We start from the raw sequence: 15,825 nt of genomic DNA, 5'->3' as shown, positions 1-15,825 counted from the left end.
ATTCTAATGCTATGGGTTCAACTCTACAAGATACTGAGGGTACTTTATTTAGTAATGTGGATTCTGGAGATCCGTTATTGTATATTAACATAACTCCAGAGTTAAATGAGTGGTCGGCTGTAGTGCTACCAGAAGATTCAACTTATAAAGAATCTACACTTACTTTATCAAAAGCGAAAACACTTTCGGTTTATTTTCTTTTTGCGGAAAATGCTCCTGATAATAATAATATTATCAGTTACATAGATGAAGTTAAGGAGTACTTACAAAAGTATAGAGAAAACTTTTCAAATAATATTACTACTGCTTGGTTGTTAGATGTAAATTCAAAACCAACTAATGAAAATGTTGTTGCAATTAATTATTATGTGAATTCTCAGAATGTAATTAAGGTTAGCCAAACTTTTAATTACACCATGGGAAATGGTTTTGCAACATTATCGATTAGAAATAATACAGAAGTATCTTTCATTCCAGAAGGTGCAGCTACACAAATAAAATTAAGTTACGATTTAAACAGTCCCAATATATCTTTTAATAGTAAAGAATTTGGAAGTGATACGTTGCTTAATAAAGACATAGCTATAGCATTTACTCAATATAATTGTGGTGCATTTAGTTTTTCACTAGGATTTAATTTAGAAAGTGATTTTAAGGCCTTTTATTCAGAAACTTGTTATTACCATACAGAACCAACAGACAAGAGTATTGAAAAATATAGTTATCCTATTTTTAAACCTCAATCTGATGCAGAGTATGCAATGACTCAAGCGGCTATTGATCCTTTAGATATAGGAAATAAAAAAGGGTTAAATACCTATTTTGCGTTTACAGGAAGCATTTTTAATAGTACTTCAGGAAAATCGACACCTTGCTATTTACCTAGTTTTTTTTCAATAAATACAGGGCATTCTATTACTTTATGGCCAAAAGCCAATTTAATTGAAAATACGAATCCGTCTAACAATTTAACTCCATTACCTAATAGTTCCTTATTACTTATTTCTCCCAGAGATATTAATGAAACAGAGCGATTTTACTTACAGCCTGAGGGAGATTTTTTTCTAGACCCAGAATCAGATCAAGTAGATGAAAATGGACAATTTGATTTTCTACCAGGGTTGTCAGGAACAGAAACTATCTCTTTTACACCTTATTCGATTAAAGATGGAACTCCTGTTGGAGATGTATTACGATTTAAAAGCAAACAACCAGCTTACGCTCCAAATTTTCCTGCACAAGAACTTTCACTGGTAAACCCAGGAACCAATAATTCAACTTTAGAAAATAAATATTTAACAGGATGGTGTAATATTATATCTGATGTAGCTGAGAATATACAATATGTTTCTCAGCCTGAAGGCGCTTCTTTATTTGCTAAAGATCATGGAGTAAGCCAAGTTATTACGGGTAAATCTAATTTACTAGGATTTTATGAACCTAGTGTAGATATGCCTCAACAAAATTTTTATGTTCCTATTGTTCCATACTTGGCAGTAGAAGCAGATTCTCAAAAACCAGGAAACGATAATTTAACTAGTTTTGAATCTGAAGTACTTAGTAAAGAACGAAAAACACTTATTGCAGCACAATTAACTACACAAAGGGCATCAAAAAGTGCAAACAAAAGAAAAAGACTTTTGAGTAATGCAGATAGCAGTTATACAAGTTCTACAACACCGCAAGGATTAATAGCAAATGTAAATAATAATGGAGCTTGGAGTTTACTCAACTTAGGGCAAAATGATATTAACCAGGGGGCTACACCTGAATATTTGTATCCTGAAAACCAGACACCAACTGACCCAGCCCAGTACCAGATGAGCTTTGTAAATCTATCCACTACATTACAGAGTGCTTTTTTAACCAATCAGCAGTTTTTAGTAGCGACTCAAAACAATCATTTAGGTGCACTATTTTCTAAAAGTGGAGAACAAGGAGGGCAAACTACAGCAGAGGCTATATTTAATAACAAAATGTCAATTGAAGATTGGCCGTTTGATATTAATGTAGGAACAACAAATACTTATGCTGATTATAATAATGTAGTTATTTTTAAATTTTGCAAAGGAACTTTATTAGATAGAGTTAAAGATCCAAAAACTTGGACTCAACCCAATACTTTCAATACAGAAGGAGTTGAAGATCCAGCCAATGCTTATCAACAGTTAATAGCTATTTCATCATGGATACAGAGTTATATAGAAGATGCTGAAAAAGCTTATCAATATGGTTTAGAACACCCAGAAAGTAATCAGGCAATTCTGTATGAAAAGTTCCATAATATTATAAACAATAAAGATTGGAACGGAATATTGGTACTCAAAGCCGATATTGATTTACAAGAGTTTCCTCAACAATTAAAAGGATTGATCTCTGGTATTGACTTGACTAGATTTAATGCGCATCATTTTGGAATAGAAGTCAATAAAGTAAATGCTGATGGTGAAATTCAAATGCAAAAAAAGAGTTCTCTTTTTGGACTCATTAATTATCTAGACACAGCTTATCAGCAACAAGTATTACAAGGATTAAATATAAACAAACCTGTTCCTCCTTTAGCGGGAGCTACTTACGATTTTAAAGTGCTTCAATTACAGGTTCTTTTTGAAAATACAGCGATAAAATTTTTCCAAAGTAAGGTGCAATTAACGATGAACAATTTATTTTCTGATACCGTTATAGGTACCAATAATAAATACGGTTCTAAAACTCTAAATACGGTAGTGCTTGATGGAACTTATCAAGATCATGATGGTACACCAGTATATGTGTTTGAAAATACGGATGATAACTTATTTTATTTTGATAGCAACCTTCTTAAAAATGTAGAAATTACCAAAATTCAGTTTAATACATTAACAACCGATCCAAAAGCAACTTATATAGAGTCTAGTTTTGCCATGTGGGGGTATTTAAACTATGCAGTAATGCAAACAACCATACCTGTAACAAATGAAACTGAAGAAAAAACAATTGTTATGGATGCTTTTTCTTTTGGTAATGGTGATGGTAAAGATACAGACATCATAGACGGTTTAAGTTATAGCAACTTATATATTGATATGGCTTTTGATATCAGTACACCAACAGTGGTAGACTACGTTTTTGATGCTTCAAAAATAGTATTTAACTCAGATCTTAGTACGACTAGGCAGCTAAGTTTATACCCTAACTTTGCACTACAAATCAATAACCTTGTTAGTGGAGATAAGGATACCAAACCTTCTAGTTTAGGATATCTTAATTTAAGTTTGCCAGGAATCAATACTACTGGGCTTTCAGAAAATTGGTATGGACTAGAAATGACCTTAAATATGGGAACTCCCGGTGAATTAGCGGCGTCATTAGATTTTAATGCTAGTTTACTGATTGCATGGAGCCCAGGGAATAAAGCTACCGATACTTCCTATAACGCATTTGTAGGAATAAAACTCCCAGGAACCAGCAGTAATGCTAAACTTCTTAGTCTACAAGGAGTTTTAAAATTATCTATTGATACTTTAAAATTAGAATATGTAGAAGCTCAACAATCATATTTAATGACATTGAGTAAAATAGCATTGAAGTTTTTAGGAATTCTCAAACTACCACCAGGAGGAAGTACCAATTTTTTACTTTTTGGTAACCCAAACCCAGGAGCTACTGCCAAAAGTTTAGGATGGTATGCAGCATATAACAAAACAAAACCTTAAGCTATGGCAAGAGTACTCTATTGGAATATACAGCAGTTTGGTATTAATAAAATAAATAACCCAAGTAGAAAAAGGCAACGTGGAAGCTCTTTGTCAGGTCAAGCAGCATCTGTAAATAGAAGACAATATATTATGGATACTATTGTCGCCCATCCTCCAGATATTCTGGTAATAGTAGAGACTTCTACTGGTGGAGGAGCTGAAGGAACTCTTGTGACAGCAGGAGGTAGCCAAGGAGCTTTGGATTTATTAAATAGAATTAGAGCTGCACTTGGGGTAAACTGGATGCTAGTACCTCCTCTGATTCTTGGTGTAGGAGGTGTTTCAGAAGGAATATCTGTCTACTATAACAGTGCTAATCTTAATTTTAGCGGTCCGTGGGGCTGGCAAGGTGGAGGAAATTCGTCAGATTCTATAGCTAATATTGGAGCGCCAAATCTAGCGACCTACGCAGCTCCTTGGAACAATTGTTTACCTGCAGTAGCTGTTCCTGGAGGTAATATCAATGCAGGAATAAATTCTAATAGGTTAGCAGGGCAATGGCTTTTTACAGATAATGCAATGCCTCCGAATAGATTACAATTTCCTGGAGTTGGAAATCGACCACCATATTTAACAACATTTTGGGAGGCAGCTAATAATAGAACTATAAAATTATTGTCATATCATGCACCACCTAATAATGTAGCAGCAGCAAATGGTACAAATCAGCTTTCCAACGTAAGAGAAATAACAAATGATCTAAATGCAGACGAAGTAGGAATTATTGTAGGAGATTTTAATGTTAATATTTTCAATGCTTACTTTGAGCCTATAGCCTATAATAACCTCATTAATTTTTTACCTGCAGGTGCAGGATATACTAGAGCCATAAATCCAACAGCTAATAACGGATGGCCAGATAAAGGGTATGTTTTTACACATATAAAAACTAGTAATAAAGCAAAACCTTGGTTTATGAATGGATATCCTGGATATGAATATATTGGAAGTAATCCTAATTTTCAAGGATATGATAGTATTGACAATGTTTTAACTCGGTATGGAGCTAATGCGGGAGGGCCTGCAACAAATATGACCATAATTAATAGGGTCACAGGTAGTCCTTATAATAGAGTATTACCTACCCCTGGAGGAGCCCCTGCTGGTCATTATGCATATCCTACAAGAATGAATCAAATACCTATTGGAACACCAAATGCTGGATTACCTGTAGCATTACCTCTTCCTCCTAATGGTCCGGGAGGAAATGGAGGGATAGCACCTGGAACTATTGGAGGCCTTAGCCAGTTTAAAGGGTGGTCAAACTATGGTCATATAAGAAGTACCAGCGATCATCTTCCTTTAATTATAGATATATAACAATATATACACCTCGTATTATGAGTCTTTCTAATTTAACAACCACTTTTAGAGATCAGGCAGCTGCTAATAATGGAAATATCACTATTAATGCTGCTACTTTTTCTGCTTCTCAATTAACACCTCCAGAAAACTTAGATGAGTTATTATCTAAAGGATATCAGTTAGCTGAAGGAACTTTTTTATTGATAGATACGTCAGAAACATCTATTCCAGATCCAGCAGGGAATACATTGACCATAAGTAATGCTAAAGCAAACATTTTAAATGTAGAAAAAACTAATACAGATGTTATTTTAAAGGTTGTTGTTGATGAGAAAGGAGAAGCTCAGTTTACTATACAAATAGCATTAAGTGACTGGACTTTTAAGACTAGTTGGGAATATATGACAGGAGGTGTTTTTGATGGGTTACCTTATACTTCACCATCTTTTATGTTTAGTACAGAACAAAAGGATAATTTTAAATGGCAAAATTCAGACATCCCTTTAGTTGAAGGGCAGAATTTCTCTGCTATGATAACTCTTACAGATTGGTTAGCTGATGTTGTTGATTTTTTAACATCATGGTCGGTAAGTACAAAACTTCCTTTAACAGGGATGTTAGATCCATCAAAAGTAGATAATAAGGAGTATTTATATCCAGATATGAATCTTATTGTACCTATAAATGCTACTCCTGTATCTCTTTTGTTTTTAGAAGTAAGTAACCCTGCTGTAGGTTTCAAGATAGAATCTGTAGAGGATGTTGTAGAAGAAGATTTAGAATCAACAACAGAAATAAGTCAAACACCTTCTTTATTTTTTCAATTACAGTTGCATCTTGGGTCAGATATTCAAGTGGATTTCACTACTTCGGTTGCTCCAAAATCATCAGATTTTGATATTGCAATATCGTCAGATCCTCAAAAACCACTTACACCATTAAATATGTTTTCATTAATGGCTGGAAATAATTGGTTCAGTAATATTCCTCCAACATTGCAACAGTATTTAAATAGTATTGCATTCAAAGGGTTTACAACTTCCTTAAACTTTACTAATGGGGTACAAATAAATAGTGTTTCAGCACAAGTGGGGTCAGTTGGTACATGGAACCTTTTTGATAATTTTTCGGTTGAAGAGTTTGATATAAACTGGTGGATATTAGGACCAGGAACAATCAATGCTCAGAGTATCTTTTTTTCATCAAGAGTAAATTTTTTTCCAACCATATTCAAAGGAGGTTTTGATGTAGAAATTACTTCTGATCTTACTTTATCAGCAGCTTTTGATGGAACCGTTTCAATCAATGATTTATTAGCAGCCATAACAGGTGGTTTTATAAAAATACCTGAGAGTTTGGTAAGTGTAGTGTTTACAGGGTTTGGTATCAATATGGATATCAATAGTAAATACTATGCATTTTTTGCATCAGGAGATATTGAAATGAACCTTATAACCAATATATCATTAACTGATGCAGCATTACAGCTTACCTCTACTTCTCCAGTAACTGGAACAGGTTCAAATGTATATACAGCTGCTATTAGTGGTCTTTTTACTATCGGAGATCTAAGATTACAATCAGCAGTAAACTATAATTCTTCAACAGAAGATGGAGGGTGGGATTTAAGCATAAATATGCCTGCAGGTGACAAGTTAAACTTAGGGCAATTGATGGACGGTTTGTTTAAAAAAGTAGGCTTTGAGTTGCCAACTAGTTTTTTACCAGCAGATTTGTCAATTACTAGTTTTGATTTAACAGCAGATATTCCAAATGGAGCAGAAAAAGGCTCTTATGAAGTTAAAACGAGTGTGGAGTGGAAGTTTACTTTCCCTATTATTAATCAGAAAATTGATATTGCAGCGGCGTTAGCCTTAAAATATGATGCAACCAAAGCAGCAGGAAAGCAATATTCTGGCGGTGTAATGGGAAGTGTTTTACTTGAATACTTTAATGCTGAAGTTAAAATTGGTTATAATTTTGATGGTGATGACCAATTATTAATGATTGAATGGGAAGGATTTATAGCGAAATATAATGTTGCGGGAGAAAGTAGAACGATCATTTTTGAGATTAAAAATTGGAGTGTAGGATCGTTACTTACCTCATTTATGAAGATGCTGTTCGATCCTAACTTTGAATTAGATGCTCCTTGGGATATTCTCAATAAAATAAGTTTAGATGGATTTAAGGTTACTTATGATTTAGATACTAAGGAGGTAGTAGTAGATTATAAATTACCAAAAAGCCTTGATTTAATATTCATAACAATCAATGGTATTAAGCTAACAAAAAATGCGCAAGGTGTTCAAATAGCATTTGATGGTAGTTCAGTAGTACCAGCTGTTAACGACAGTAATGTCTTTAACAAAGAAAAAGGACAAGATGTAAAAAATATGCCAGAGGTTCCTGGACAAGGAACGCAATATTTTGAGCTACGTTTATTAGCTATGGGGCAACATGTTGAGCTAAATAATGCAGCTCAATACCAATCAATAAAAGAAGTTACAGATGCTATGGAAAAAGCATTTGATACTCCAGAAAAAGGCAAAGTACCTATTGGTCCTGGTTCAGGAAACTCGTTACTTTCATTTAATGAAAACTCCAATTGGTTAATAGGTACCGATTTTGGAATCCTTAATGTTGGTACCAAAGAAAAACCAGTATGGACATTAGAAATGCAAGCCGTATTCAATGACCCTAACTTATACGGTTTACGAATTGCCATGGCAGGTGATAAAGCTAAAATTTTTGCGGGATTAGATTTTGAGATTATGTATAAAAAAATCTCAGATGGAGTAGGAGTATACCAAATAGCACTTACACTACCAGACGCCTTGAGATATTTGCAGTTTGGAGCAGTTAATATTACACTTCCTTCTATTGCTTTAGCTATTTATACCAATGGTGATTTTATGGTAGATATAGGATTTCCGTATAAACTTGACTTTTCAAGATCTTTTACCTTACAGGCTATTGTACCACCAGGAATTCCAGCAATGGGATCAGGAGGTTTTTACTTCGGGAAATTAAGTAGCGCTACTAGCAAAAAGGTACCACAAACTAATTATGGTAATTTTAATCCAGTAATTGTTTTTGGAATTGGTTTACAAGTAGGTGTTGGTTATAGCATTAATTATGGAGTATTAAAAGCTGGATTTAGTATTACAATTTTTGGTATTTTAGAAGGAGTAATTGCTACATATCATCCATATCAAGGAACTCTTCAAGAGAATAATAAGACAGAAGTAGAAACTTCTTATTACTATTGGTTACAAGGAACTCTTGGGTTAATTGGTAAATTATATGGTTCTTTAGATTTTGGAATTATTTCGGCATCTGTAAATATAACAGTAAAAGTATATGCACAAGCAACTTTAGAAGCTTATAACAAAATGCCTCTGGCTATTGTAGCTTCAGTAGATGTACAAGTTTCAGCAAAAATAAATTTAGGATTATTCTCTATTAAAATTAACTTTAGCTTCAAGGCAGAAATACGAACAGATCTTACTATTGGTACAGATCAAACAAGTATGGCTCCATGGAACAGACAACTTTCAGATTCTGTTGATGGAAGAGCTTTGGTATATGCAGCAAAATCAAGCCAATTGTCGGAATTACCGATCAAAGACATGCATTACAGCTCTAAATTAGTGGTAAGTACAGAAGAAAAGTCACCTACATTGAACATCTATTTTATTCCACACTTAACTGTTGCTGGATCGGAAAATGGGGATTTAAAGAATCAAACAGCGCAGTATGTCACTTCACTTTGGATTGATGCTCCTGATGCAGAAAACTCAGATAGTACAGTTACTTCATCGTTTGAATATTTAAGTCAAGACTTTTTTAGATGGTTAATACAAAACTATGCAGATGAAACAGCTACAGAAAGTACGAGAGCTACGGCAGACGAATTAGCAGTTTCTGCGGCCGATTTACAGCTATTACTAGCTCTGTTGTCAAATGAAGATACTCCATTACCAATTCCTACAGATAAACTATTATCATTCCTTGAAGATACATTTGAAGCAGTGAACATTCAAAACGTTACAGAAAGTTCAAAACCTGAAATAGCAGCCGTATTCCCAATGTTTTTCGATTTAGAATTATCTGTTCCAGATGCAGGGGTTGATGTTGATTTTAGCACGTATAATATGGCAACAGATGCGTATTTATCTGAAGTTAAAAAGTGGTTTAATGAATTAGCTGTAAAAGTATCTGAAGAAAATACGAACGCAGCTCTGAAAAAAAGTACCTCAGTAGAACATTCTTTATCAACATTTGTATTTGAAGACTACTTTGTACTTATAGGAAAACAACTTATAGGATACGCAGAAGATGCATTAAAAAATTACACATATCCATTATCTAAAGGTAACAGTCTAAATGCCATGGCAAACTGGGCTAATAGTATAAGCACTTCTGATGGAACAATCAATGCTGTTGAGGTAAGTAGCCTTTCTAAGGCCAACCAATCTCATCCTTTACATGGTGGAATTGATATTCAAATTACTGGAGTAATGTACACTATTCTTGATGGTGACAATTTTGTTTCTATCGGAGCTAAATACGCCCTAGAAACAGCATTACTGATTACACAAAATGCAGCCATTCCAGGATTATTACAAGTTCAAGAAATTACGTATGACGCTAAGACTTATACAGTAAAAGTGACTGATACTATTAATGAGGTGGCTACGGGATTACAAACTACCGTAGCAGATTTAGCGAATGATTCAAGTTTCCAGAAAAATACACTTTTAACTACGGAAGCAAACTTGATTATTGCTGCTGCAAATTATACAGCAAAAAGCGAAGACACCTTTACTAGTGTAGCTAGTACCACATTTAATAATATTTCAGTAGTTGATTTATTATTACAAAACCAATCTGTTCCAGGACTATTTATATCAGGTGATTCATTTGTTTATGATAGTATTACCTATGAAATTGTACCTGGAGATACCCTAACAGGGATTGCAAAAAAACTAAGTACACCTACTAATACAGTAACAGTAAATGATCTTGCTAATGATGCAGAAGTTCAATCATTGCAAGTACAACCATTAGGGGTATTATTAATTCAACCTTTTGTTCACACAACTGCTACTTTTAGTAATCCAGATGATGCAGAAACTTTAGGTAAAATAGCTCAAAAATATAACACAACCTCTGAGGTTTTAGGAACAAATTATCATAACCAACAAATCAATAATTTATTTTATGATTCAGATAATTACAGTACAGCAAACATACCAGAATTAAGATGCTTAGATGTACAAAGTATATTAGATTATTTCAAAGCAAAACAATCATATACACAATTATCAGGTATGGTATCGAGATACCAACTTCATGGAATGAGGTTGCCAACTACCTTACCAGGTTTAACACTCGATGCAAACTCTCCATGTACAGGTGATGATTGTGCATTATATCGATTAACTGGACAGCAATTTGAAATACCAAGTGACGTTAAAGAAGGGTTTACGATTAATTTAATCAACACTACATTAAGTTGGTTGCAATTTAACGGAGAAGTTCCTTCAGGAGATCCTAAAAAAGCGACACTACCAATACAGTTAACTCCAGAAGACATATCACAAATAGCTACTGTGGTTACTTATGCTCAACAAACAGGTATTGAGCCAAATATTTTAAACCTGGCCGCTATGAAGCCTTATAACTTAATTCCTGTTCAATATACATTTCAAACAGTTACCCAGTGGAGTACCTCAGGAGAGGTAACCCTTCCTTATGGTAGTTTGGGAGGACAAACTGAAATATCTCCACTAATTTGGAATTTCCCATCAGGTCTTATACAACAGATAGCGATACCTAAAAGAGCTGGCTCAGCTATGGATATTCAAATAGGAACATATAATGCCACAACTGGAGCAATGGATTATAAAAACTCTGAGTATTATGGATGGTCTACACTTTTAGAAATAGACATTAAAAAGCAGGCTGACGATACTGCCCCGGGTACAAGTGCATTTACTTATGAGTTAATAGGAGCGAATGAATCAGGAACACAGATTTTAGAAAGATTATTAAGAATTTTAGACCCTAATTCTTCTTCTAATAATCAAGGAGTAATTGAGGATATACAGTGGTTGTATGAAGGAAGTGATGGATTACTTTCTGTTGGAAATCTAAATATGAAAACATTTATAGTTCAATCTAACTTATCAACAGAAACAAATCCAGTACAATTAAAATCATTACAAAAAAGTCTTGAAATAGAAGAAGCTGAAAAGCCTAATGGAGTTTTAAACACATTATACGATTTTGTAAAACTATTATGGGAATGTAGTATTACGAGGTCTGGAGGATACTATTTATTATATAACGAAATTGAAGGAAATACTGGTTTCCCTGATACTATTTTTGATAGTTCAGGAAATGGAACAATATCATTATTGGTTACTTATAGCAATTCATATAATAATATTCTTAAAGATTTTATGAACTGCGCTATAACGGGAGACAAAATTGATACGTCGTCTTCTATCGTTTATGCAGAATCTAAAGCCCAAAAAGATTTAAGCTATACAACGACTTCAGCAAATGAAACGTTACAAAGCATTTCATCTCAATACAACATATTAATTAGTGAGCTCGCTAACTTCAATGAAACGGATGTAAAACTTAATACCTCAGCAAAACCAATTGTATTGGAAGGATTGCAATATGAGGTTGGTCTTTCAACTGATACACCGTCTAATAACTTAACAGCCATTGCAGAATATTTTAATGTAAATCCAGATGATGTTAAGAGCCTTAACCCAAGTATTGACAATTGGGATAGTTTACCTGTGTGGCAATTGGTAGAAATACCTACAGTTACTTATCAAATAACAACAGGAGAAGGTACACCAGGTAATACGATGCAGAGCATTGCTAATTATTATTTTATAGATGTTGATACATTATCTTTTATAATTAAAGATGCAGCTGTTTTTAATGTCAATACAACATTTGCTATAGTTGATCAGGTAGTTCATAAAGTATCATCAATACAACAAGGTACAGCAGGTTTTGAGTTAAGTAGAACAAATCCGGGAACTCCTCCAGATAATCCAAGTGATGCTGGATATGCAGAAACCTATTTGAATAACTTATACAATTTATTAAGCTACCAAGTAGTTGCTAACAGATATTTTAACAAAAGTATTGTAGGCTTACCTTCAGGTCCATCGAATGATAAAGACCAAAATGAAGAGAATACTAATTCGCCTTGGACTTATAATCAAGTAATACCTATTGCACAGTATGCGGTTGATAACCCTAATAATTCTTACCCGGTAGGATTCCCTCAAAAAGAAGACAATCCATATAGAGGTATAGGTAACACATTACAAATACATTTTGATTGGGTTGATTATTACGGTAATGAAACGGTAACACCGTTTAGTAATCCAGAGTTGAATACAAAATCACCTCTTAATAATCCACCAGTAGCGGTAGGGTATTTAGATGAATTAAAAGGGTTCTCGCAATGGCCAAGTTTGTTTATCACTTATGATGTAACCTTAGAAAATGATACAGACCGAGAATTGTTATTAAATTTCTCTTTTGATGTTACACGATACCTAAATACAGATGGTAAACCTTGCGTATCTGACCCTAATAATCCAGATGCACCAGAGTATCAAAAAAATGCATTACACGATTTAGCTGTATATACGAACATATACTATCAAATTAATCAATTTAATCCTTATGTAGAAGATCAAAATACGGTTACACTTTTATTAAGCACTTCATTGCTACCAGGAATTGAAACAGATGTAGACTTAGCACCAATCAATAATTTTGTAAAAGAAATTTACGCTTATTTATATGCTATTGCTTACTGTCAATCGGTTCCTACAGCTCCAACAATGAGTTCAATAAAACAACCAGTTGCAATAGAAAACTTGGAAACAGCTTCTATTTTTGAGTTAACAGTGGCATTACGTATGGAAAGAGATCTTTCTTTTGTTAACAACGATTTTAAAGATAGTCCATCGGTTACTTCAACTAATACAGTTGTTCAGCCAAATACCTATGTTCCTAATCTTGAACAAGAAAATAGTACAGACGAAAAAGTTCAAAACCATTCATTAACAGAATTTGCGGTCAATTTTGAAAAAACATTCTATCAAGAAAATGAATACGTACTTAAAATAGCTACAGGTATAGATAAAGAGTTGGTTGGAAGTCAGAAAAATGAAGCTATTTACATTGTAAGAATGGGACTAAAACCAGGCAATGGTATTTATTGGAATGTTGAGCCAGCAGGTTCTTATGAACTTACAAACGATTCAATTTCTAAACTATCAAATCTAGGTGTTCCTAGTTCTGTAGTAGATAAGATTACTCCGTTAGTAGGAACTATATATATGAGTAAAGCTAGTTTTGATGAAGCGTTACAAGGAGTTCTTACCCAAGAAGAGTTTACCACATATAAGATACAGATCTATACTTATAGTTTATTAAATGCATCTTTTTATGCGCCTTTACCAATTTCCACTAGCTTAGTATCTAAAAAGGATGTTCCAATATGTTCTTATGTAACAGGTAAAGGGCTAGATTGTGAAAAAGGTACAGTAAAGAACTTTACGGATGTAGATATGGATATTTGGGGAAAACAATGTTTAGATGCAATTGACCTTTTCTTAAGTTCAGAATATGCAGTGCCAGCATTTTTGGTAGACGAATTAAAATCTGAAGAAGAAAAAGAGTTTTTAAAATCTTTAAATAGTGATGCTACATCTTACCTTGAAGCCATAACCAAAGCTAAATCATTACTGGCAGAAACTATTTCAACTAAGGTAGAGCCAATTCTTACAGCACCAGAAGTAAATGAAACAAGAAAATTAAATGCTCAAGAAAAGTTTAAACAACAACTACTTATTCAGTTAGGAAATACTTATTCTGTTAATGCAGTGGTACAAATGGAAGTTACTGCCGAATCAGGAATAGCAAGAGAAGGTCAAAATCAGATAGCTCCTCGTTTATATGGTACTCCAAGTATTGTTAGTAGTACAGAAGGAGATAGTAAACTGTATTCAATTTCTAATGCCAAAATACAGTTAGATTATGAAGATGGAGAAAAAACATCTGATATATCTTTTATCTTTTCTACTAAAAACACAAAAGAGTTTACGACAGTGCCTCTAGGAATGGATTATCAAATTACTCATGTTGAATTTGATATTACAGATGTGCCAGATGTAAAAGGATATCAAGCATCAAAATGGTTAACATTTATAGTACCTGTTAATTTAGCTGAAACAGTAGAGCCTGATTTTGATAAATCTCCTTTACAGCAGTCTTTAGGTACTGTAGATATTCCTATAGTTCTTCGTAATTATCCAAAACCACCAACGCTAACAACTCAAGAAGGTAAAGCAGTGTCAGTAGTAGGTGATACAACGAAAGAAGTTCTAGAGAAAGCTTCAGAATGGAATTTCACGTACACTTATTCTGAAGATCAAGCAGCACAAGACCAAATTTATTCTGATGTTAGGTTTAATACTTTTGATAGTCAGGATAATAACCTACAAGCTAAACGTAGTAGTAAACGAAATTTATTCAATGATATGGCTCAAATGGTAAATGTATGGTCATCAGTGTTAAATGATATGACTAAGTATTTAACTCTTATATCTCCTACATCTGATGAGACTGATCCAAATCTTGACAAAGCATTTTATGCAATGCAAGCTATGGTGCAGTTAACTGATAATTTATCATTAGCTTGGGATGAACATAATAAAAAAGCAATGCTTTATAAAGCTTCTCAAGTGGGGGATACAGAAACTACAAGTGCTTATAATTTTATCATACAACAAAAAGAAGATCCACATTTTACTACTACTTGTGATTGCCAAGGAGGTGAAGAGTGTAAGCGTTTGGTAGTAAGTATAGTGCTTCCTCAAGATATGTCTGAAATAGACAAGCAGTTGTTTATGAATGAATTTAAGCTGGCGGAGATTCCTAGTGTTCCATTAATTAACATAAATAATTATACAAGAGTACAAGCAACGGATGAATCTGGAGCACCAATTGAAAATTCGTATTGGTACGTAAAAGACCCTAAAGCCAAGGTAAAGGAGTATTTAGGATATCCTTGTTCTTTTGAAATACCAAATAGAACAGTTGAGGTAAACGGACTAAATGTATTACAGTTCCAAAATACATGGGCTGGAATTGCAGTAATTAGAAATGAAGGATTGGTGGAAGACAACCCTACAAATCCTAAGTTCATTTACAGAACTCCTTTAATTAGATTCTCTAATAAACTAATACCGTTGTTAAGTAATAATACCAAAATTAATATAGCTAAAATCTTAGATGAGAATGGAAGCAGTATGTCTTTGTCAGAACATTTGGCAACATTCTTTAAAACATTCTTTACGTACGATCAATTACATCAACAAACAATTAAGATAACAAGCTATTGGAATTACTATTTACAAGAAACAGCTAAAAGTGACTTACCACCGGTTCAATTACCAGTGTTATTATACACACCTTTTTCTTTTAAAATTCCAGAAGATTATACAATACCGACTGAGGGATGTTCAGAAGAAATTACTTCTAATACACCTTTTGTATGTCAGTTAGCAAAAGCACTAGAAAAATGGTATGAAGATAAAAAACCAACAACAACAGAAGCCTATTTTTCATTTGATTTATCAGTATTCTCTGAAGTAACCGAAACTCAGCTACCACTAATACAATTATCAAATTTAGTATTACCTTATAAGTACATAAAAAACTTATAAGA

The 15,825-nt window shown here is 33.6% G+C and carries 3 protein-coding genes; all 3 read left to right on the top strand.

The window, feature by feature from the left end; translation table 11 throughout:
- Window positions 1-11 precede the first annotated feature (11 nt).
- Genes Q4517_RS05505 through Q4517_RS05495 form a run of 3 tightly spaced genes read left to right on the top strand, consistent with a single transcriptional unit; the run spans window position 12 to window position 15,823 of the window.
- Window positions 12-3,695 carry a hypothetical protein gene (locus Q4517_RS05505; RefSeq protein ID WP_303507138.1) on the top strand — a complete coding sequence of 1,228 codons (3,684 nt, stop codon included), beginning with the start codon at window positions 12-14 and terminating at the stop codon, window positions 3,693-3,695.
- Between the two features lie 3 nt (window positions 3,696-3,698).
- Window positions 3,699-5,057, top strand: coding sequence for a hypothetical protein (locus Q4517_RS05500; RefSeq protein ID WP_303507137.1), 1,359 nt, complete (start codon window positions 3,699-3,701; stop codon window positions 5,055-5,057).
- 20 nt (window positions 5,058-5,077) lie between these two features.
- Window positions 5,078-15,823 carry a LysM peptidoglycan-binding domain-containing protein gene (locus tag Q4517_RS05495; protein ID WP_303507135.1) on the top strand — a complete coding sequence of 3,582 codons (10,746 nt, stop codon included), beginning with the start codon at window positions 5,078-5,080 and terminating at the stop codon, window positions 15,821-15,823.
- The last annotated feature ends 2 nt before the right edge of the window (window positions 15,824-15,825 follow it).

The sequence above is a fragment of the Tenacibaculum sp. 1_MG-2023 genome (genome assembly GCF_030547425.1).
Taxonomy (GTDB): Bacteria; Bacteroidota; Bacteroidia; order Flavobacteriales; family Flavobacteriaceae; genus Polaribacter.
The sequence above is the reverse complement of the archived record's forward strand: the minus strand, read 5'-3'. Positions and strand labels throughout refer to the sequence as shown.

Excerpts from the sequence above, each read along its gene's own strand:
- Q4517_RS05505 (WP_303507138.1), top strand. The coding sequence starts at position 12 with ATGGGTTCAACTCTACAAGATACTGAGGGTACTTTATTTAGTAATGTG.
- Q4517_RS05500 (WP_303507137.1), top strand. The coding sequence starts at position 3,699 with ATGGCAAGAGTACTCTATTGGAATATACAGCAGTTTGGTATTAATAAA.
- Q4517_RS05495 (WP_303507135.1), top strand. The coding sequence starts at position 5,078 with ATGAGTCTTTCTAATTTAACAACCACTTTTAGAGATCAGGCAGCTGCT.